General features: G+C 56.2%; 20 protein-coding genes. 6 read left to right on the top strand and 14 right to left on the bottom strand.

What is annotated here, in order from left to right; translation table 11 throughout:
- Positions 1-640 precede the first annotated feature (640 nt).
- The 5 genes from AC3WVQ_RS22780 to wrbA all read right to left on the bottom strand — a co-directional run bounded on the left by AC3WVQ_RS22780 (position 641) and on the right by wrbA (position 4,159).
- Entirely contained in the window at positions 641-1,096 is a 456-nt protein-coding gene (locus tag AC3WVQ_RS22780; protein ID WP_192445882.1) for a carboxymuconolactone decarboxylase family protein, read from the bottom strand.
- 4 nt (positions 1,097-1,100) lie between these two features.
- On the bottom strand, positions 1,101-1,520 hold the full coding sequence (locus AC3WVQ_RS22785; RefSeq protein ID WP_192445881.1) for a cupin domain-containing protein: 420 nt from the start codon (positions 1,518-1,520) through the stop codon (positions 1,101-1,103).
- A 232-nt stretch (positions 1,521-1,752) separates the two neighbouring features.
- Positions 1,753-3,246, bottom strand: coding sequence for a monocarboxylate uptake permease MctP (gene mctP, locus AC3WVQ_RS22790; protein ID WP_192445880.1), 1,494 nt, complete (start codon positions 3,244-3,246; stop codon positions 1,753-1,755).
- Positions 3,236-3,412, bottom strand: coding sequence for a DUF3311 domain-containing protein (locus tag AC3WVQ_RS22795; RefSeq protein WP_192445879.1), 177 nt, complete (start codon positions 3,410-3,412; stop codon positions 3,236-3,238). Before AC3WVQ_RS22795 ends, mctP begins: the two co-directional genes overlap by 11 nt.
- A 141-nt stretch (positions 3,413-3,553) precedes the next feature.
- The gene (gene wrbA / locus AC3WVQ_RS22800; RefSeq protein WP_404528202.1) at positions 3,554-4,159 is read right to left on the bottom strand and encodes an NAD(P)H:quinone oxidoreductase; all 606 of its coding nucleotides are present in this window, start codon (positions 4,157-4,159) and stop codon (positions 3,554-3,556) included.
- Between the two features lie 549 nt (positions 4,160-4,708).
- On the opposite strand from wrbA, the gene AC3WVQ_RS22805 reads away from it, so the two are divergent.
- From AC3WVQ_RS22805 to AC3WVQ_RS22820, 4 genes are all read left to right on the top strand, one after another.
- Positions 4,709-4,990 carry a hypothetical protein gene (locus AC3WVQ_RS22805; protein WP_192445877.1) on the top strand — a complete coding sequence of 94 codons (282 nt, stop codon included), beginning with the start codon at positions 4,709-4,711 and terminating at the stop codon, positions 4,988-4,990.
- Between the two features lie 7 nt (positions 4,991-4,997).
- Positions 4,998-8,213 (top strand): two-component regulator propeller domain-containing protein, encoded by a 3,216-nt coding sequence (locus AC3WVQ_RS22810; RefSeq protein WP_492382994.1) that lies wholly within the window; start codon positions 4,998-5,000, stop codon positions 8,211-8,213.
- On the top strand, positions 8,206-8,829 hold the full coding sequence (locus tag AC3WVQ_RS22815; RefSeq protein WP_210339477.1) for a response regulator: 624 nt from the start codon (positions 8,206-8,208) through the stop codon (positions 8,827-8,829). The genes AC3WVQ_RS22810 and AC3WVQ_RS22815 overlap by 8 nt, the downstream gene beginning before the upstream one ends.
- A gap of 575 nt (positions 8,830-9,404) precedes the next feature.
- The gene (locus tag AC3WVQ_RS22820) at positions 9,405-9,770 is read left to right on the top strand and encodes a response regulator transcription factor (protein WP_404528195.1); all 366 of its coding nucleotides are present in this window, start codon (positions 9,405-9,407) and stop codon (positions 9,768-9,770) included.
- A gap of 17 nt (positions 9,771-9,787) precedes the next feature.
- Here AC3WVQ_RS22820 and AC3WVQ_RS22825 read toward each other — a convergent pair whose 3' ends face one another.
- Positions 9,788-10,417 (bottom strand): response regulator, encoded by a 630-nt coding sequence (locus AC3WVQ_RS22825; protein ID WP_192444700.1) that lies wholly within the window; start codon positions 10,415-10,417, stop codon positions 9,788-9,790.
- 714 nt (positions 10,418-11,131) lie between these two features.
- A complete protein-coding gene (locus AC3WVQ_RS22830) occupies positions 11,132-11,389 on the bottom strand; it encodes a hypothetical protein (protein WP_192444702.1) in 258 nt (85 codons plus the stop codon).
- Between the two features lie 273 nt (positions 11,390-11,662).
- Between AC3WVQ_RS22830 and AC3WVQ_RS22835 the strand changes: the two genes are divergently transcribed.
- Entirely contained in the window at positions 11,663-12,451 is a 789-nt protein-coding gene (locus AC3WVQ_RS22835; RefSeq protein ID WP_192444704.1) for a hypothetical protein, read from the top strand.
- Between the two features lie 294 nt (positions 12,452-12,745).
- On the opposite strand, the gene AC3WVQ_RS22840 is transcribed toward AC3WVQ_RS22835, so the two are convergent.
- From AC3WVQ_RS22840 to AC3WVQ_RS22855, 4 genes are all read right to left on the bottom strand, one after another.
- A complete protein-coding gene (locus AC3WVQ_RS22840) occupies positions 12,746-13,012 on the bottom strand; it encodes a hypothetical protein (protein ID WP_192444706.1) in 267 nt (88 codons plus the stop codon).
- A 527-nt stretch (positions 13,013-13,539) separates the two neighbouring features.
- A complete protein-coding gene (locus AC3WVQ_RS22845; RefSeq protein WP_192444708.1) occupies positions 13,540-14,274 on the bottom strand; it encodes a response regulator in 735 nt (244 codons plus the stop codon).
- Positions 14,275-14,459: 185 nt separating this feature from the next.
- Positions 14,460-15,776, bottom strand: coding sequence for an epoxide hydrolase family protein (locus AC3WVQ_RS22850; RefSeq protein WP_192444710.1), 1,317 nt, complete (start codon positions 15,774-15,776; stop codon positions 14,460-14,462).
- 23 nt (positions 15,777-15,799) lie between these two features.
- Positions 15,800-16,198: a cupin domain-containing protein gene (locus AC3WVQ_RS22855; RefSeq protein WP_192444712.1), complete on the bottom strand. Its 399-nt coding sequence runs from the start codon at positions 16,196-16,198 to the stop codon at positions 15,800-15,802.
- Between the two features lie 558 nt (positions 16,199-16,756).
- Here AC3WVQ_RS22855 and AC3WVQ_RS22860 point away from each other — a divergent pair.
- On the top strand, positions 16,757-17,662 hold the full coding sequence (locus tag AC3WVQ_RS22860; RefSeq protein ID WP_492383302.1) for an alpha/beta fold hydrolase: 906 nt from the start codon (positions 16,757-16,759) through the stop codon (positions 17,660-17,662).
- Between the two features lie 95 nt (positions 17,663-17,757).
- Here the strand turns inward: AC3WVQ_RS22860 and AC3WVQ_RS22865 are convergent, their stop codons facing one another.
- The 3 genes from AC3WVQ_RS22865 to AC3WVQ_RS22875 all read right to left on the bottom strand — a co-directional run bounded on the left by AC3WVQ_RS22865 (position 17,758) and on the right by AC3WVQ_RS22875 (position 19,450).
- Positions 17,758-18,153: a helix-turn-helix domain-containing protein gene (locus AC3WVQ_RS22865; RefSeq protein ID WP_192444714.1), complete on the bottom strand. Its 396-nt coding sequence runs from the start codon at positions 18,151-18,153 to the stop codon at positions 17,758-17,760.
- Positions 18,154-18,406: 253 nt separating this feature from the next.
- Positions 18,407-19,261 (bottom strand): DNA cytosine methyltransferase, encoded by an 855-nt coding sequence (locus AC3WVQ_RS22870; RefSeq protein ID WP_492382995.1) that lies wholly within the window; start codon positions 19,259-19,261, stop codon positions 18,407-18,409.
- A 57-nt stretch (positions 19,262-19,318) separates the two neighbouring features.
- On the bottom strand, positions 19,319-19,450 hold the full coding sequence (locus tag AC3WVQ_RS22875; protein ID WP_281436401.1) for a hypothetical protein: 132 nt from the start codon (positions 19,448-19,450) through the stop codon (positions 19,319-19,321).
- Positions 19,451-19,836: the final 386 nt, after the last annotated feature.

Consider the following 19,836-nt stretch of genomic DNA (forward strand, 5'->3'; position numbering starts at 1 on the left):
GACTTCACCGGAATACGCAGTCTCGGGGTTCCGATGGCCGCGGGACCGAACTGTTCTGTGGCATGCGGTCGTCCGCCTTGGCAGCCGCCGTCGTACGGGACTTGTGTTCCGGCCGTCACCTGTCAGGCCGGACGCAGCTGTTCGGACTTCTGCTCAACGTGGCGTGTCGCTTGAACACGCAGTTCCACACGATTCCGAATAGCCGAACTTGCGCAGGTGCCGAGCTTCGCCTCGGACTAGATCGCCCGCTGTCGAACATGCCCTCATGGGGAGATCGCGCGTTGACCGGAGCGGGCAGGTCCCTCTGCTCCGGCGTGGGACCGTCCGCATGCAGCACGTTCGCATGGGACCAAGCGGCCTCCTCTGAACAGCGGAAGGCAACGGACACGGTTTGAAATGCAGGATTTGAAACGATGTTGATCGCGTCCGACGCGGTTCGCGACGGCGGTGTCCAAGGGAACTGCGTATCTTCGCGATCCCTTAGGTCCGCCGTCGGGAATGTTCGCCAGGCAAAACGACAGTCGCGTCAAACCGGGTTCCTTGGAAGGGGCTATCACGCGACGAAATCCAACACCAGATTGGGATCTAGAACCACGCTTGCAGCCTCGCTGAGTTGCAGCCTGCAAGCGTGCTTCGGTCCCTACTTGACGGCTACCGCTTGTGGAACATTCCTGAAGCTGATAGCCATCCGATTATAACTGTTCATCAGGCCGATGGCGATGGTGAGGTCCACAAGTTCACGTTCGCTGAAGAATGCGCTCGCCTCTTCGTAGGCGCTGTCCGGCACACCGGTTTCCGCAACGCGCGTTACAGTTTCCGCCCATGCCAAGGCTGCGCGTTCACGCTCGTCAAAGAGATTTCCAGCCTCTCTCCATGCTTGCAGCAGAGCGATCTTCTCGATCTGCTGGCCCTTTTTCAGGAGATCGCGTGTGTGCATATCCAAGCAGAAGGCACAGTTGTTGATCTGTGAGATGCGCAGATAGACAAGTTCCACCAGCACTGGAGAGAGGCCACTTTGCATAACGTAGCCGTAGACCCCCCCCAGTGCTTTAACGCCAGCGGGCGCGATCTGATTGTAGTCGAGACGTGCTGACATCTGTTCACTCTTTCCCTTTTGTGTTGGTTGTCAGCTCCTGCTCGTCAGTGTCGACGACGAAGACAGCGAGAAGCTTGGCGGGCTTCGTCGTGCTCGCATTGCGACTTACAGGGTGGCTGGAGCCAGGGGTCTCGTAAAAGCTCTCTCCGGGGCCGTAGGTCTTCTTAGGGCCATCGTTCACCTGAGATTCGATTTCGCCAGAGAGTACGTAGGCAAAAATGAAGGCAGATTCGGCGTGGATGTGCGGCAACGATGCCGCGCCCGGTGCATAGTCAACCACTACCGCGCGGACCGATTTACCGGGAATGTTGGGGATTGCCTGGTCGAAGGTCGGCGTTACGGTTTCCAACTCATGTGCTGTAGCCGGAACTGTAACCAGAGTAAGGGCCGCGAGGGCTGCGCCAATGATGGATCGTGCACGCATTTAACATTCTCCTTTGCAGTTTCAACGCCTTAAAATACGACCCTGTTAGTTTTGTAAGAAGCACCGAGAATGATCGAAAACGCTGTACCAGGGCCGCCGTCTGGCCGCGATGCAATAGCTCCCGACTGGAGAGTGGAGTCGGGCCCGCGGACCGTCCCAAGCCGGCGGTGTCCTGACGAAAGATCGATCGGCCGCCGACACAACTCTGAAGACGGCTGATCTTTTGTAGGATTCAATCTTTGCTGGGCAAAATGCTCCGACTAGTGTCGTTGGCGGAAATTGCGAGGTTCAAGATCACAGCGGTAGCCACGTTCAAGAACAGCGCTATAAGTCCGGTGTAGATTGTCACCTGAACTTCGGAGAAAGCAAAGGTGTGCAGCGGTTTCAGGCCGTCACTCCAAACCAGCAAAGTGCCGCCAATGAATCCGGCAGCCCATCCTGCGAGAAGTGCCGGTGCGCGGAACCATGTGCTGTAGAGCCCGAAAACGAGCGCTGGGAGTGTTTGCAGTATCCATAGCCCTCCCAACAGTTGCAGGTCGAGGGCAAATTGAGTGGGCAGGAACAGGATGGCCAGGAGCGCGCCGACCTTCACTAGCATCGATGTTACCTTCGCAACCTTCGCCTCGCCCGCGGGCGTAACCTCGGGATTGACCCAGACTTTCCAGAAATTGCGAGTGAAGAGGTTCGCCGCGCCAATGCTCATCACAGCGGCGGGCACCAATGCACCGATCGCTATTGCTGAAAACGCAAAGCCAGCGAACCAGCTTGGAAACAGATACTTGAACAGCGCGGGCACAACGTCGTTGTTGCTCTCGATCTGAAGGCCGGCGGCGTGTCCCATGTATCCGAGTAACGCGAGCAACCCTAATAAAAGCGTGTAGGCGGGCAACAGGATGGCATTTTTTCGGATCGTGTTTACTCCAGCAGATGCGAATATCCCGGTCAATGTGTGTGGGTACATGAATGCGGCCAACGCGGATCCTAGTGCGAGCGAAGCATAGGGGAGGAACTGACTTTCATTCAGCAAAATACCTCCGGCGCCTTTGACTTGAAACGCGCTGTCTGCCGCGGCGAATACGGCTCCATAGCCTCCCAGCTTTGATGGAACGATGATTACGGCAGCCAAAACCACGACATAGATCATTATATCCTTCACGAATGCAATCAACGCTGGTGCGCGCAGACCTGAGGAATACGTGTAGAGCGCCAGGACTAGAAAGGCTGTTATGATAGGTATTTCACCTGTGAGGCCTAATGCCTTGATCGCGACTTCCATGCCGATAAGCTGCAACGCGATATAGGGCATGGTCGCAACTACGCCCGTTACTGCTACGGCGAGTTCTAGAGCACGGGAATTGTAGGCGCCTCGGACGACATCACCTGCGGTGACGTGCCCGCATTCTTTAGCCGTCTTCCATAACAATGGCATTACTGCGAAGACCAGCGGATAAACGATGATTGTGTAGGGAAGTGCGAAGAAGCCATATGCGCCCACGGCGTACACCAGTGCGGGAACAGCGATGACCGTGTATGCGGTATAGAAATCTCCTCCGACCAGAAACCATGTTATCCAAGTTCCGAACTTCCGGCCGCCGAGGCCCCATTCATCAAGGTGGTCGAGGGACTCCGCTCGTCGCCAACGCGAGGCGAAGAAACCCATGGCTGTTACGAGGACAAAGAAAAAAACAAACACTGCCAGGGCGGAACTATCGATTTCAGTGGTCATCACGAACACTCCTGTAGACGACGTAGGTCAAGAGCGACGTGAGGGGTACCCAGGCGAACTGATACCAATAGAAAAAAGGAAAACCGAGAAGCATCGGCTCTTGGAAGTTATACAGCGGGACGATAAGCAATCCGATAAACGGTGCCAGCAGCAGTAGTCGGACCACGACATTCTCTCCCCTACGAACAGGCTGTTTCAGGACTTTCTTTTTGACGTTTTGGTCAGATCGCGTGCATCGATGCACGTGCCGACTTTCGGAAGCCAGCGCTTCTGCGTATTGTGTCAGGCGGCGCGAGGCGCTTGGAGCCTAACCGGTGCTCCGTAGTTTCCCGGCGATACGGGCGACGTGAGCGCCTTGGAAACGCGCACCTTCGAGCTCAGGTAGTGAGGGCTGCCTGCCGCCATCGTCACCCGCGATTGTCGATGCGCCATACGGAGAGCCGCCTTTGACCTCTCCGACGCCAGATTGACCTTCAAACGTGTAAGGCAATCCGGCGACCACCATCCCATGGTGCATCAAAGTGGGAATAAACCCTAGAATCGTCGACTCCTGTCCGCCGTGTTGCGTACCGCTCGACGTAAAGACCGAGCCTACCTTCCCAACCAGAGCAGCGGTCGCCCACAGTTCACCGGTTTGGTCCCAGAAGTTGCGCATTTGGGAGGCGACCGCTCCAAAACGGGTGCCACATCCCACAATTATTCCGTCGTATTGTGCTAATTCGCTTACTTTAGCTATCGGAGCACTTTGGTCCATTTTGTAATGAGATGCCGCCGCGACCTCATGTGGTACCAATTCCGGCACACGCTTCACGACGGCGTCGGCACCGGTGGAAATCGCGCCAGCGGCGACAGCATTCGCCATCGTTTCGATATGCCCGTAGGACGAATAGTACAGTATGAGCAGTCTGGTCACGACACTCTCCGTTCCAACAGATTTGTTTGGAAATGTAGCTGCTTTCTGGCTCTCTATCCGTTCCCGCGCCTTGCCAAGGCGCCTCCAGTTACGCCGATACGGCCCGTGTGCAGATGGAAACGTTCGCCATGCGCGAACTCCCGCGCGGGTGGAGCGGCCGCAACTTGGATATCCTTCGATCGGTGAGCGGCAGCTGCGCGTGCCTCGCCGGAGGGACTTTTCCTGGATGGCATTGCTTGTCCTCGATCATCACCGTCCGCAGATGCTAATCTCTAGCCAGTCGTTAAAGCTATTGTACGTTGGTATCCCCGCGCATCCGCGGGCTCGGGAACAGACGTTCCGGACGATGACGTCCAGCCGATCATTTCACACGAGGAGGCCGTGGAAAGTGGGCGGGCATCGCTCATGCTCTACATAACGCCATTTCCACTTACGCGTTCATACTGCCAACAGAAGAGCTCGAAAACTCGGGCGTACCCCCCGATCGGGTGTATACAGCCGATCAAACAGGTCTAAAATTCGTGGACGCAAATTTCTAAGGTGTGACCGATGAAGGTGCAGACTGATATTGCGTTGAGGACATGCGCAGGGCCCGGTGACTTGGGAGAGGACCACTTCAGCGCTAGAGAGAAGCTTCGGTCGGAAGACCTGGAAGCTAAGCTTCGCGAAATGCGGATAGTTGTCAGCGTTGTCGCACTCGGAGTGCACTCCAATCTGCGGTGGCTCTCACGCGACGAGCCAGATATAGAAGCTGCCCGTTGCACCTCCGCGAAGCTTGTTGAACAGATCAACCGCCTGGAGTACCTTTTGAAGGAGTTGGCTGAGAGGTAGCTAGGCCGTGATAAGGGAAGCTGCGTTCAAGACGAGGCGCTGTTTTCCGGTCTTTTGTCTGTTGTGTGCGTTCTTCGTTGTTTTTGCGAATAAGGCTCAAGCTGAACATGTTCTGCTTGCGGCAGTCGAAGAAGCGTTGGAACCAATTAAAGTCCACGACAAAAACGACATCCTTTTCAGGCATCTTTCCGTCTCGCAAGGTCTGTCCCAGACTCGGGTATCTCAGATACTCCAGGACGACGAAGGATACATCTGGTTTGGTTCCCAACACGGGGTCAGCAGATATGATGGGTATGCGTTTCGTACGTTCCGACACGAGCGCGCAAACCCAGGAAGTCTCAGCGGGACCTTCATATACTCCCTGTTTAAGGACAAGAAGGGAACAATATGGGTCGGCAGCGACCAGTATCTTGACGCGTTTGACAGCGGGACGGAGCTGTTTCGCCATTATGTGATCGACCCGAGTTCTCCCACTGTGATTCACATTAGCGAGGGTGCAGAAGGCAAGCTCTGGTTGTCCACGAGCCAAGGGCTCTTTGCACTTGATCCAGAATCAGGCGACGTGACGCGGTATGGCCACGACCCCCTCGATCCCAATGGTCTGTCCTCGAGCGATATAAAATCCACCGGATTTGATCGTCATGGCGTGTTCTGGGTCGCCAGCGGCTTTGGACTTGAAGCGCTAGACCCGGCGACTGGAAAGGTTTCTCGCCGCATACCGCTTCGCCAAGAGGTGCGAGAGTTCGGCTTTCATGAGGACTCTCATGGAACGTTCTGGATCTACTATGGGGCGGGCAACGGTTTAGCAATCTACGATCGGACGACTAACGTCGTGAGGCGCCTGGCCTATGATGAAGCGTCTTCAGAAACGAGTTTGTCGGGGGTTTATTCTCTGATCGAAACGTCTGGGGGCGACATCTGGCTGGCGACAATGGGGTCGGGGTTGTTGAAGCTCAACCGGGGCTCGTTCACGTTCGACCGCTATCTGCACAACCCCAGCGACCAGCGAAGCCTCGCCGCAAACCGTGCCATTGCCCTGCGTGAAGATCGGGAGGGCAATATCTGGGTCGGGCTACATTCAGCAGCCCCCAATATGTTTCCTTCCGAACGCGCGCCATTCGAGCGGCTCTGGCCGCTTCCCAAGCTGCCCAACAAATTGGGCGAGTCGCTGGTCAATACGATCCTGGAAGACCAAGAAGGATACGTCTGGTTTGGTGCAAGCGGCGCTCTCAACCGTTTGGGCCCCGATCGTGCATTGACAGTTCATACGCCGCTCGGCCGCGATACGCCCGTTGAGATCCTCACGCTTTTGGAAGGAGGAGATGGTAAGCTCTGGATAGGCACCCTCGGCGCGGGGCTGTTGGCATACGATCGGGAGACCGGCGAAATTGCTTCATTTCGGAGTGAGCCCGGAAATGACGAGTCGATAAGCAGTGATATCGTCACGCGCATTTACCCCGCCGGGGAGTCCTCCTTCTGGATCTCCACCTGGAATGGGCTGAACCGTTTCGATATCAAATCTTCAAAATTTCAGCGCTACTTTCGAACAAACCCAGCGCACAGCGCCTTCTTCTCAATCGCTTCGGACCTGGAGGGGCATCTCTGGCTTGGCAGCACCAAGGGATTGGCCAGGTTCTCTACATCCACAGGCCACTTCGAGACATACATCAACGAGCCGATGAATGAGCTCTCGTTGTCAAACAACACGGTCAATTCGGTGATTGTCGACAGCGAACAGGTCGTTTGGGTCGGAACCCAGAACGGGCTTAACAGAATCAAGCCTCCCTACGATCGGGTCGAATCTTTCTTCGACATAGATGGCCTTCCAGGAAACGTCGTCAGTTGCATCCTTGAAGACGAGGCTGGGCATTTGTGGATGAGCACCAATAAGGGTGTTGCCCGCCTGAATCCAAGAGATCTCAGTTTCAGCAACTTCACCACGCAAGATGGCTTGCCCGGCGAAGATCTGACTGGATGGAACGCCTGCGCAAGATCTACCAACGGGTCGATGTATTTCGCTGGATTTTCGGGCGCAACAGTTCACAGACACACGGTACCACTTTCAGCAAAACCCGCACCTAACGTAGTCTTCAGTGACATCTCCGCGGGCGGTCGGCAAATACCGACGCCTCGCGGCAATTCTGCCATTGCCATCGACCACAGCTCCGATTTGCGGGTGACGTTTGCCGCACTCAGCTTCCTTGACCCGCCCAGCACCAGGTATCGCTACAGGCTGAACGGGTTGGACGCTGATTGGCACACGGTTTCGAGTGAAGGCAGGACGATCAATTACGCTCATCTTCCGGCGGGCGCATATCAACTGGTGGTACAGGCAGCCGTGCAGCGAGGGAGGTGGACCGACGAAGGCGCTTTGCTGAACATAGTCGTCCATCCTCCATGGTGGCGCTCTTGGTGGTTCGTTGTCCTAGCGTCGCTTGCCCTCGTCTCCGCTTTCGCGCTGGCTTTTCGGGCGCGTTCGGCTCAACTAAGAAACGAGTACAACATTCGGCTGGCTGAGAGGGTCGGTGAAAGAAGCCGCGTGGCGCGCGAACTGCACGATACATTGCTGCAAAGCTTCCAGGGTCTTTCTTTCCAGATGCAGGCTATGCGTCATCTGTTGCCATCCAAGCCCGCCCAAGCGATCTCGCTGCTCGACTCTATCCTAGACCGAAGCGATCAGGCAATCTCTGAAGGGCGGGATGCTATCCAGGCGCTCAGAGAAGCACCGCCGAACGTCGAAATCGTCAAGGAACTGCGCGACGAAGGCGAGAGGCTCGCGAGAAGCATCAGCGAGCGTCTCCGCCCGGAATTTGCTGTAGTGGCGCTAGGCGATCCCTTGACGCTCGACGAGGTTGAGCTTCTAGAGCTCTATCGCATCTGTCAGGAGGCCATTAGGAACGCGTTCAGGCACTCGGGAGCAACCAGAATTGACTGCCGGTTGAGTATCACGCCGGGCCGAACGGTCGCGGTCGTACAAGACAACGGACAGGGCTTCGAGCGGGGGGGGGGGGCTGTGAAAAGCCATTTCGGCCTCAAAGGAATGGAGGAGCGAGCCCGTAAAATCGGCGCAACCATTGCCATTGAAACCGCAAGGGGCATCGGTACGCGTGTGAGCGTAACCTTGAAGAGGAACTCCTGGACCATCCACACTTTGCGCAAGCGGCTTCGAGATCTCCATCCGCGGATGGGACCAGCAGATACACTGGGTGGTCCGTATGAGTAAGCCTATCCGGATCGTGACGGTCGATGATCATCTTCTAATCAGAGAGGGGCTGGCCGCCCTGTTATCGTCTCAGACAGACATCGAGCTTGTTGGAGAGGCCTGCAACGGCCAGGAAGCAGTTGAAATTTATGAAAAGCTTAATCCTGACATTATGCTGATGGATCTCCAGATGCCTCTGTTAAGCGGAATTGAGGCTATCACCGCCATAAGGGCGCGGCACCCATTTGCCCGCATCATTGTGCTTACCACGTATGACACCGAGCAACTTGCTGCCAAAGCTATGGCCAGTGGGGCGCAGGCCTACCTCCTGAAGAGCAACGTCAGGCGCGAGCTGGCGGACACGATTAGGGACGTGGCAAGAGGCAAGTTTCGCCTCGACAAGGAGATCATCGAGGCGTTGACGAGCCGCGCTGATGAAGACGAGCTCTCCTTGCGCGAGCGCGAGGTCCTGCAACTCATATCCGAGGGAAATACAAACCGCCAGGTCGGATTTTGTCTTTCGATAAGCGAAGACACAGTCAAAGGTCATGTCAAGAGCATCCTCGCCAAGCTTTCTGCGCGCGACCGAGCGCACGCTGTCGCGTTGGCAATGAGAAAGGGTATTCTTACGCTCTAAGATACGCGCCTGACGGTGCATGTTAGTCCAGTCAGAAGTGCGGGAATTACACCCGGGTATAATTGGCCTGGATGGCAACCGTGAGGTAAGATCAGACTGCGGTGCTTCGAGAAGTTGCCTACTCGGCGGGGAATTTGTCTCCCGGCCGCGCCTTTACTGGCCCCGGCGGCAGATAGGAAGGCTTTTCGTCACAGCTGTTGAAAGCCACTTGTGGCCGATCGGAATTCGGCCGACGATTTAATCAGAGAGAGCATCGAAATTCGCTCTGCCGTTCCGTAGATCTCGCCCCTGCTATGGCGGCGGAGCACCGGCCATGGCAAATTGGCAGAGGATGGACGTTCCATCTGAATGCCGCCTTAGTCGCAACGTCCGGGGCTTGACGTTGCGCCGGAAGCAAAAGCTTCCGAGAATGCGGTCGCCGCGGGCGGTTTCAACCGTCCGTGACGAATAGCCGAATTGCCAGGAACATAATCTCCCTGTTCCTGTTTGTTTGAATGGGTGGCGTGCGCGACGTGCTTCATTCGGATGGGTTGCCCGCGGTAGGCTGGTGTGTTGGTAAGTAAAGGGGGGCGCCTGTGTCTTCGAAACCGCTGGTCGCTATCGTTGACGACGATATCGCCGTGCGTGAAGCGCTTGTGGACTTCGTTAGGTCCTGTGGTTACTCTGCAGAGAGCTTTGCTTCTGCGGAGGAGTACTTGTTGAGCGGCAAGCATGCCGAAGTAAATTGCATTTTGCTTGATATCATGATGCCCGGGAAATCTGGGCTGGAATTACAGGCCGAGCTGAATCGCACGTCCAGGGACAAACCGATCATTTTTATTAGTTCATTCGACGATGATAGATCGAGATCGATCGCTGAAGATGGCGGGGCGGTTGGCTTCCTAGGGAAGCCAATAGATATCGATGCGTTGCTCCAGTACCTCGAGGCTTTATTTGATTGAGGGTGCCTGCCGGGTTCTCATGCGCCCTGGACGTCCTCAAGATTAAGCTTCGCCGCGATCTTCACAAGCTCTGCGAGGGAACGTGCATTCATTTTGCGCATTACCTGCCCACGGTGAACCTTTACAGTGACTTCGCTGATGCCGAGTTGGTAGCCTATTTGCTTGTTCAACAGGCCCTTAACTACGAGCGCCATGACCTCCTGCTCTCGTTTGCTAAGGCGGCCATGGAGATCCTGTAACACCCGGCATTCTGAGACGAGCGCTAGGATTTGCATGCTTCGTTCGAGCGCCTGGCTTACAGCAGCAAGCAGCGTTTCATCGCTGTACGGCTTCGTAAGGACCTCAACCGCACCAGCTTTCATCGCCTTGACCGTCATCGGCACGTCGCCATACCCAGTGATGAAGATTATTGGCATTTCCCTTCGCTTGGAAGCTACAAGCGTCTGTACCTCGAGCCCGTTGAGGTCCGGTAGGTTCACATCCAGAATGAGGCAATTGGGGGTAGTTGGTGGTGTGCGAAGTAAGAAATCATTAGCCGAGGCAAATGTCTCCGGCTGCCATCCGGCCGAGGCTATTAGATGCTCTAGAGATTCTCGGACTGAAACATCGTCGTCAACTATAAATACGATTGCATCTGTCTGGGTCACTGAATATCAACCTGATTAATGCGGAACGGAAAGACAATGGTAATCGCGAGTTAGCTGAAAATCTTGGCGGTGTGAGCCGGATTTTCGCGGATCGAGACCAATGTTTCAATGGCTATTCGTCCCGAACGGATGAAGCCGCCCGTGCCGACTGCATTTTCGGAAGCGGTTGCTTCCGGCGCAACGTCAAGCCCTGGACGTTGCGACTGAGGCGGCAGTCTCATCAACATCTTCTTCCATAAGCTCCGGGTTAGTTTCGTCGGCCCGACGACAACGACGTTCAACGCGGATAGTACACCATCGTACAATAGAAAATCGAACTTACAAGTTCCATTCTCAGAGGCCGCTAACTTAAACAGCCCGCCGTCATCAGGAGTGGCAACGATGTGGAACGTAAGAAAAAGACTTGTAGTGGTTTTGGTGGCGAGTGCTCTAAGTTATACAGCCCAATCGAACGCGGAGGCTTCGAATTATTATAAAGGAACTTCGAAGTCGAAAGTAAATATCGGGCATCTCAGTAAAAAGTATAGCCCGCCCCATCGAGGGGTTAATCGGCCGCCGCCGCGGCCCGGTGCTTATTATCAAGGTATTTTTCGCGATAGACGGTGAGGTGTCGTTCGAACGCTTTCTCTCAACGAACGCCTCGAAGGCTGCAGTCTGTTCGGACTACCAGAACGGCCGAAAGATCGACCGTTCTGGGGGAGAGGAGCCCATTGGTTAATTTCGCTGGATTCCAGGGTAGTATTCGCCTTCGCCGCCCTTGATGGGCGCCGCTTTCTTGGCGGAGGAGCGCGCGTTCACACTTCCTGTTGCGAAGGGGTCGATCCGGGTCTGACTGCGCAACTCCCCGCGCCCAGCATTGGAATCAACGCCTTCATAATAGTCACCGATGATCGGGTTGCCCGCCATAGCCGCACTGGTCAGAAGCGACGTGGCAATTGCAGCGCCCGCAAGGATCTTTGCTACTTTACGCATGGACTTTTTGCCTTTCTGTTAGACGACGCGGCTCTCTTGAGAGGCCGCCATGGCTGGACAACCCAACCAATGACGCTAACAGTCGCCTTGTCCCGTATCCGTGGGATGTCTGAAATACATTGTGTTCGTATCGCTCTTTGTTCGACTCCAGCGGGGAAACATTCGAGGACAAAAAGCTTCTGAGCGATGGGCTTTCGTGTGGAACCAGTAATCCTTTGACCTCTCGCGGCGAGCGTTCGAGCGTCGACGTAAGGGTCTGATCTCGCCGGACGAATGGCAGCGCAAGAGGCTGCACCCGCTCGTCAGCTTCGGCGACCGGCAGAAGGTGGCGGAAACCAGAACGTCCATCTGCTCGACGACACGACGGTCGTCGTCAAGATCGGCCGCAAGGAGAGCAGCGGCCGCTCCGGCAACACGGTGACGCGCACGGCGGTTCTCCACCTTGCACGCATGAAAGGCAACCGCAGCATCTTCATGCGGCAGGTGGCCGAGATATGCGCGAACAAGGCGGAACCGGACCGCATCAGCGTCAGCTTCTCTATCAACGACACACATGTGAGCGTCACCTTCGATCCAGCCGACCTGCCGCACCACCCGCAGCGGCGACGCCCGGTCGTGCCAATCAAGGACCTCTGCCTTGGCATCGACCTCAATCCCAACTGGAACGGCATCGCTGCTGCCGCGAACTCCAAGGATCCGTCTTCGGTCGCTGATAGCACCTTGCTGGAACACGCCCTGGTGAAGCTCGACATGCCGAAGGATTCGTCATCGGAGCTTGTTCGCGAGGCCTTGGCAGCGGTCTGCGACCACGCCATCTCGATGGCACGCAAGCATCGCTGCGGCACGATCGTCCTGGAGAAGGGCCTTGGCAGACTGCGGTCGAGCGGCAGGAGCCGCACCCTCAACAGGCTGCTGAACCACTGGGCGAGAAGTGTTCGTGCAGATGCTGATACGCCGCGCCCGACTTGCCGGGATCGACGTGCTCGAGGTCTGGGTGGGGTATTCCTCGACCATTGGAAACCTCGCCTTCGGTTCAGAGGTCGCCATCGCCCGCCTGGCTGAAATGAAGGATGGCCTGCCAGCTTTCGAAGAAGGGTGTGTTTCCCGTCTATGGAAGAATGGGAAGGTGCCCGCCGAACTCGGTTCATGGCAGGAGGTCCATCGGACAATCAAAGCGGCGAAGATTTGCTAACGCCGCCCGCACCCCGACGTGCCGCTCGGCGCCCGGGGTTCCGATGTCCACGGGAGGGGTATTTTCTGTGGGCCTGCAGTCGTCCGCCTTGACAGGCGTCGTCGTCCGGGACTCTTGTTCCCACTGGTGCCTGCCAGGCCGGACGCAGCAGTTCGGACTTTTGCTCAACGTGGACGGGTCGCTTGAACACGACGTTCCGCACGAAAATCCGAGTAGCCAATCATTTCTTCACGGAAATCCGAATAGCCGATCTGAGTAAACGAGGTCCCATCGGCTAGCGGCGAGGGCAAATGAATCTTCGGATGGTCATTTGGATAAATTTGGAATTCAACCGATACATATGCAGATATCGCTAGTAAGATCCATATGACGACAAAGAAAGACAGTCCTGGTGGTAGCTTTGTTTTTCCGTCGTGTTCTACATTTGGCATGTGTGTTTCGCAAAAAATGTTGAATTAACGTATATTATTATGGACTGCATCTCCAGATAATTATACTTTTCGGTATAGCATATGAGTAAATTACGTCGCATTTCGTGATATGTACTATCGTATAATTCAAAATATCGGGAACGCGTGTATGATTATTTTCATGGAGCGGCGGTTTGATGCTCCCTCGGTCTTCCTCCCCCGAAAAACCCCGTTCCCATCCTGGCCGCCTCTCACAGAGGCGGCCCTTTTTTACGAATTTCAAGTATAAGGATGTTGGAACGAGCTGGATTATCACGACTTTTCGTCAGAAACGGTTGGAGGAGCCGCGGGACGAAAACGGGCTGGTCCCTTGATCAAGGAATTTGTCGGCACTTGGCACCGAGACTCGAGCGGCAGAGCGAGGCGCCGTCGCAGAGGCCCATCGTAACCCCATCCGCCACGTCCAAGGCTCAACGTTACGGCGGAAGCAAAAGCTGCCGGAAACGCAGTCACTCGGACGGCTTCAACCGTCCCTGACGAATGGCCGATTAAACTTCCGAGACGATGATTGGAACCGAGAAAACATACCCTTCGCTACGAACCGTCTTTATGTACATTGGTTCGCGGGCATCATCGCGAAGCCGCTGACGAATTCTGCTAACTAGAAGGTCTATCGACCGGTCGAATAGATCAGCCTCCCGACCCTGCGTTAGGTTGAGAAGCTGGTCTCGTGTAAGAACACGCTGAGGATGATCAATAAAAACTCGAAGCAGGCGGTACTCAGCACCGCTAAGGGCTACCGCCGTTCCTTCCTTGTCGACGAGATTACGTCCGATGGTGTCGAGACGCCATTCGCCGAAAGACACTGCATGTTCTGTATCGGCTACGCGGAAGTTGGGGGGGAGCATACGGGCTCTTCGGAGCACCGCTTTGATGCGCGCAAGCAGTTCGCGCGCGGCAAAAGGCTTAAGGACGTAGTCGTCCGCACCCATCTCCAGCCCAAGTATGCGGTCCATCTCATCGCTGCGAGCGGTTAGCATCAAAATAGGCGTGGACTTGTGCTTTCCGCTTCGCAAGTCACGGCAGAGTGCGAGACCATCCTCCCCGGGCATCATTACGTCTAGAATGATCAGGTCGACGTTGTTGGTCTCGAGGAAGCTTCGCATCTGACGACCATCCGAGACGGAAGTTGCGCGCAAGCCGTTTCCCTTGAGGTAGGTTGCGATGAGGTCGCGAATTTCTCGATCGTCATCGACAATCAGAATATGATCAACGTGCTGCACGGCGACATACTTCCCACGCTTGGGTCGGTGAACGCTGGGAGCATTCTGATTGGCGTTCAACCGCATTGGCATAACATACAGGAACTTTCAGGGTCACGCGCCTCATACGAAAGTCGAAATCGTCGGGGGAAGTTCGCTCATCCTCATGTACCTGGGGCCGCCCGTCTAGGCGGCCCCAGCAGAACTCAGCGGAGCGACCTAAACGCTGACCGAACCTCTTCAGCGAACACCTGTGGCTCCTCGAGGGCTGCAAAATGTCCCCCGACAGATACCTTGTTGTAGTAGATTAGGTTGGGGTAGGCTCGCCGGGCCCATTCTTCAGGTGGCTTGTAAACCTCCCCAGGGAAGACGGTCACGCTAGCAGGAACGGTTATGGGCTTTGTCTGTTTCGGGGCAACGTTGTTCTCCCAGTAAATTCGGGAGCTCGACGAGCCAGTGTTGGTAAACCAATACAATGTGATGTTGTCTAGCAGTTCGTCCCGCGTAAATGACGCTTCAGGATCTCCTCGCGTCAATACCCAATCCGCGAACTTGTCGTATGCCCAAGCGGCGAGTCCCATCGGCGAGTCGGAAAGCCCATAACCAACGGTTTGCGGTCGGGTCCCCATAATTGCGGCATAGCCGAAGCCGTTGTTGAGAAAGTCCCTGGCCTGGTTGAAGACTGCCGTCTGCTCCTCATTCAGATGCGCGGGAGCGGGGTCGCCGTTTCGAAGGGCCTTCGATACGTCTGGTGGGAATGTGGTTCCACGTTCTACCCGGTTTACGTGTATTCCGCGCAAACCCTTGGGTGCAATGCGCCCGAGCGCATCGCAGATAATCGCTCCCCAATCTCCGCCTTGGGATACATAGCTGTCATAGCCAAGGCGAGTCATCAGCACGTCCCAAGCGGTGGCAATCCGCGCCGGGTTCCAGCCACCCTCCGTCGGTATACTCGAGAACCCGAACCCTGGGACGGAAGGAATTACCAAATGAAACGCGTCGGCGGCTGAACCGCCGTGGGAGGTGGGATCGGTAAGCGGAGCTATGACATTCAGAAGCTCGAATACAGATCCTGGCCACCCATGCGTAATTACCAAGGGGAGCGCATCGGCATGTTTTGATTTGACGTGAATGAAATGGACATCAACGCCGTCAATCTGGGTCACGAATTGCGGGAAAGCGTTCAGCTTCTCCTCCGCTTTTCGCCAGTCGTATCGATGCGCCCAGTAGTCTGCCAGCTCTTTCATCTTTGCAAGCTGGGAACCTTGCGTTCGATCTGCAACCGTCTCGGCACTGGGCCATCGAGTTGCAATGATGCGGCTCCGAAGATCGTCCAACTCAGCTTGCGGTATCTCGGCACGGAAAGGCCTGACCCCATTGCCAGCCGCGCTCGCCGATCGCATAGAACCCACGGGGGTCGCGTTTGCGATCATCGGCAGCACAGCAGGCGTGATGGCCATTGCACCCGCACCCAAGAGCAAACCTCGCCTCGACAGAGGTTTGAGAGAATTCGACTGTGTCATGAGTGTTCTGCTCCTGCGGAAACTCACTTCACAGGCTCGGCGAGGGGGGTGCCCTTCGTGACGATGTAGGTTGCCAACTCCGAGGCCTCACCCTCGCCGACGTTCTTGGCGATATGCGCCACTCCTGCCGGAATGAAGAGAGCTTCACCGGCCTTGAGTGTCACCGGCTTTTGGCCCTCGAGCGTGTACTCGAGCGTGCCTTGGAGCACGTATGCGATCTCCTCGCCGGGATGCCTGTGATTGATGGAAGCTGCCTTAGGCGGAAAGTCGACACGTACCTGCAGCGTTTCCTTGCCCGGCACGCTGATGTCGCTTTGGACAAGACCCGTCCGCTTGAGTTCTTGTGCCTGGGCAGCGCCGACCAGCGACAAACTTGCTGAAGCTGCGGCCGCCGCGATCACGATGCTACGGATGATTTTCATTTTGTGTTTTTCCTTCGGGTTTCAACAAAGAAGCTGTGCAACAGTGCCGCCGAGAGCTGGGATCGCGAGATCGGTGCCAACTGACTGACGATCGGCGTCTCCCCTGCCAGCGTCGCTAGTCGACACCCTGGATGTGTCTGGATTGTTTCATGCGCGATACGTATTTGTATCTAAGATAAGCGTGCCATTCCGCTGGAACCTTCACTTACAAGAAACCGTGCCCTTGCGCGTACGCTCTCGGGGCGAAAAGCAAAGAGGGGGATGGCGGCGGAGCACTGGGCCATGCACACTGGCAGAATACAGACGTTCCATCCGAAAACCGCCTCAGTCGCAGCGTCAGGGTTTGATGTTGTGCCGGAAGCGAAAGCATTCTGAGATGCACTTGAGATGTGCAGCTTCCACCGTTCGTGTCGTGTAGCGAAACTGAGAGGGATCCTCTCAAAAACGGCGGCTGCAAGCGCACCGCCAGATACTCGATCTTCGTTTTCTCATTTGGAAAGGTCGCTGTACATGTTTACACCATCGCTCAAGGAATTCCTTATATCTTCTTCCGTATTGATGATGTCGGTTGCGTCGGCTAATGCCGGAGCCAGCTCTCCAGCCGCGCCCGATATCGATCTTATCAAGATCGATGAGACCATAACGCTGCGTCACATGGTTGCTGGTCCGTCCTCCCCAAAAGGCACGGTTCTCTTCCTGCACGGCTTCCCGGAAACTCTGACCGTCTGGAAGACAATCGCGGAAACATTGGGCAAAGACTACGAGGTGCATGCCTTCGACTGGCCCGGCTACGGCCAGTCTTCGCGCCCCTCAGCGGAACAGTTCTCCTATTCGCCGAAGGACTACGCCAAGGTTCTCAAGGCCTATATCGAGAAGACGGAAGTCGACCGATCGAAGCTCGTGATATACGCCTCGGATATCGGAGGCCTGCCCGCACTGCTGCTCGCGCTCGAAGAACCAACTGTGGCAAGGAAAATCATCGTCGGCGACTTCGCGCCGTTCAACAGGCCAGAGTACATGTACGAGAGCCTGCAGAACCTCAAGGCGGAGCCGAAGGCGACGCCGACGCGCGCTTACATGAACAAGACCAGCGACGAGATCCTGCAGAACGTGCATCGCCGCGGCCTTGCACCGGAAGCCCAATACGAATTGTCAGCCAAGGTGCAGGAGGACATGAAGGCATTCTGGGAACGTGACGGCGTAACCAGCGCCGACGCCTTCGCCCTTTACTACTCTCAATTCACCCGGGATGAGGATTATCTGGAAGCCAATATTCAACGGCTGAAAACGCCGGTGAAAATCATCTGGGGCGAACGCGACATCTACATCAAGCCAGAGATGGGCAAGGAGTTCGCCGAGCTTACCGGTGCCGAGTTCGAGCTTCTCACAGGAATCGGCCATTTCCCGCATCTGCAGGATCCGGCCCGGACGATCGAAGAGGTGCGCGAGGCTTTTTCCAAATAGGCCCCGCCATTCAGTTTTCTTCGAGGAAAGGCGGGGCTTTCGCGTCGACGACAGGCACCCCCTGCGCCTGTGCAAGGCGTTTGTGAGGAAAAAGCTCAATCTGCTTCGAGCAAGGAGAGCGTCGGATCTTGACGCGCTAGCGAGGCGACCAGTTTGGCAACTGCTTCGCGCTGCGCGGGCGACGTGATCTTGTCGAACTGGCTGGCAAGCTTAAGTGCCCCGACACTCACAATGGGAACTGGCACGGTGTTTGTGCTGGCATCAACGTCTGCGAAAAGCTGGGATATGCTGCAGTCCAGCGCCTGCGACACGGCGACCAACTTGCTGGCCGAAATTCGATTCGTGCCCTTTTCGTATTTCTGAACCTGTTGGAACGTGAGTCCCAGCTTCTCGCCCAACGTTTCCTGGGACATGCCGATCATGTTGCGGATGCGCCTGACGTTACGCCCGACGGTTACGTCGATTTCGTTCGGGGTCTTTGGGTTGGGCATGACAATCTCCTGGGCATAGTCGCAATCGGTCGCGGAAAATGGGGTGGAGATCGCGGTCTGTCTACCCCCAGAAATGATGGGCCTGACGATGTCTTTGCACTGGTCGCGGTGGCTGTCAGCGAGGGGCTGGCGGGACCATAGCGACGCGCGTGGACTATAATCTGAACTTCATCGATCGGCGGTGACTAAGCCGAATTGCGCAGAATCCACGCTACTTTCGGTCCTCTAGGGTTTAGGGAGCTTCGACAGGGAACTAGCGTTTAGGCTTGAAGTCGATGTTCGGGATGTCGGCTTCGACAACGTTCCAGTCAGGACGGTTCTGCCGCAGCGTGGCGGCCGCATCCGCATCGTACTCAAAGAGTGCCACGTGCTCGAACCCAGCGCACTCCAACCCGATCGACATGCCTCCGGCGCCCGCGCACAGTTCGATTGCTTTCAGCCGATAGCGATGAGGCGGCAGTTCGGTGATCGCGTTTCGACCACGGACCCAGCCGCGCAGCGGCACCGAATGACCAGACAGCAACAGCAGCACATCGATGATTTGCGTGTCGGACACGGGCCATTTCTTCACGCCAGCGTAGTGCGCCGGATTACCAAACCGTCCCTCGCAGATACGCTTCAATGCTTCGGCGGCAGCAACAACGCGAAATGCCGCCGAATTGAGGTTCGCTTTGTCCAGCGATGTGCGTTTGGCGCCGAAGATGTCCATGAACTGGGCTCTCAAGCCCAGAGCATCTTGGCGGACGGTCTCGGACAGGCTGGCCTGGGCCAACTCGGCCGCGTTCATCTTCTTCAGTTCGAGCGCAAAGGATGCCAGTCTGTCTCGGAAGGCTTCGGCCGTATCGGCACTGCGCTTGCGAGCTGCCGCGGCTACGAGCCTGACATTCTTCTGCGCCATGAGGGCTTCGGGAGTAAGCTTGGCTTCCGTAAGGCGCTTGCGGATCGCCGCGATCTCTTTCGTGTCGATCCTCGCGCCGATCTCCATGCGCTCCACAATTTCTTGACGGGTGTCAGCATCGGCAGCGACAAGCGCCTTCAGAACGGGAAATGTGACCCGTGCCTTCCGCAGTGCGGCCTCTTGCCCCTTGAGCGATTGGGCAATTCCCATGTAAGTGCCGAGTTCGCTCGTCGGCAGATTACATGCGACGCGCAGGAAATCGCGAACCTAGCGCTCGGGTGCGACTTCGGTCAGCTTCTCTACCTCGGCCGCGATAGCGAGAATCTTCGCCGTCATCTGCGACTGAAGATCGACAATTCGCTTCTTTGCCGATGCGAGTGCTTCCCACTTCGAATTCATGCGTCCGCCGGTGTTCAATTGCGGACGTCTCTTATCCGGAGATGTGTTGCGGCGTCGATAAGCCTCCTCCTAAAACTTTATGGGAGGCGGGTTCGCGCGGGTGCTGCTGCAGTCTCAGGCTAACAGCGGCGTGGTGCCCGTTCCGACTGCGTGTAGGAAAACATTTGCTCCCGACGATATCGTTCGGCGATTTTTAACAATAGCCCCGCGGCAGGGTGCGGCAGTTCCCTACATATCTCCGCTACTTCACTAATCAATTAGCCTGATTGCCAGGCGATTTCCTTAGTGAACCGGGAAGCCTCTGTCCGTTGCTGATGCGAGGTTTTCGGAGCCAAAAATTGCCTTCCGGTTTCCGCCGACATTTGACAGCGGCAGAGGATGGACGT

Source organism: Ensifer sp. EB106-05-01-XG146 (assembly GCF_058791875.1).

What these genes read in the sequence shown, in the direction of transcription:
- AC3WVQ_RS22780 (WP_192445882.1), bottom strand. Translation starts at nt 1,096, where the DNA reads ATGTCAGCACGTCTCGACTACAATCAGATCGCGCCCGCTGGCGTTAAA.
- AC3WVQ_RS22785 (WP_192445881.1), bottom strand. Translation starts at nt 1,520, where the DNA reads ATGCGTGCACGATCCATCATTGGCGCAGCCCTCGCGGCCCTTACTCTG.
- mctP (WP_192445880.1), bottom strand. Translation starts at nt 3,246, where the DNA reads ATGACCACTGAAATCGATAGTTCCGCCCTGGCAGTGTTTGTTTTTTTC.
- AC3WVQ_RS22805 (WP_192445877.1), top strand. Translation starts at nt 4,709, where the DNA reads ATGAAGGTGCAGACTGATATTGCGTTGAGGACATGCGCAGGGCCCGGT.
- AC3WVQ_RS22815 (WP_210339477.1), top strand. Translation starts at nt 8,206, where the DNA reads ATGAGTAAGCCTATCCGGATCGTGACGGTCGATGATCATCTTCTAATC.
- AC3WVQ_RS22830 (WP_192444702.1), bottom strand. Translation starts at nt 11,389, where the DNA reads ATGCGTAAAGTAGCAAAGATCCTTGCGGGCGCTGCAATTGCCACGTCG.
- AC3WVQ_RS22835 (WP_192444704.1), top strand. Translation starts at nt 11,663, where the DNA reads ATGGCAGCGCAAGAGGCTGCACCCGCTCGTCAGCTTCGGCGACCGGCA.
- AC3WVQ_RS22840 (WP_192444706.1), bottom strand. Translation starts at nt 13,012, where the DNA reads ATGCCAAATGTAGAACACGACGGAAAAACAAAGCTACCACCAGGACTG.
- AC3WVQ_RS22850 (WP_192444710.1), bottom strand. Translation starts at nt 15,776, where the DNA reads ATGACACAGTCGAATTCTCTCAAACCTCTGTCGAGGCGAGGTTTGCTC.
- AC3WVQ_RS22855 (WP_192444712.1), bottom strand. Translation starts at nt 16,198, where the DNA reads ATGAAAATCATCCGTAGCATCGTGATCGCGGCGGCCGCAGCTTCAGCA.
- AC3WVQ_RS22860 (WP_492383302.1), top strand. Translation starts at nt 16,757, where the DNA reads ATGATGTCGGTTGCGTCGGCTAATGCCGGAGCCAGCTCTCCAGCCGCG.
- AC3WVQ_RS22865 (WP_192444714.1), bottom strand. Translation starts at nt 18,153, where the DNA reads ATGCCCAACCCAAAGACCCCGAACGAAATCGACGTAACCGTCGGGCGT.
- AC3WVQ_RS22870 (WP_492382995.1), bottom strand. Translation starts at nt 19,261, where the DNA reads ATGGGAATTGCCCAATCGCTCAAGGGGCAAGAGGCCGCACTGCGGAAG.
- AC3WVQ_RS22875 (WP_281436401.1), bottom strand. Translation starts at nt 19,450, where the DNA reads ATGAATTCGAAGTGGGAAGCACTCGCATCGGCAAAGAAGCGAATTGTC.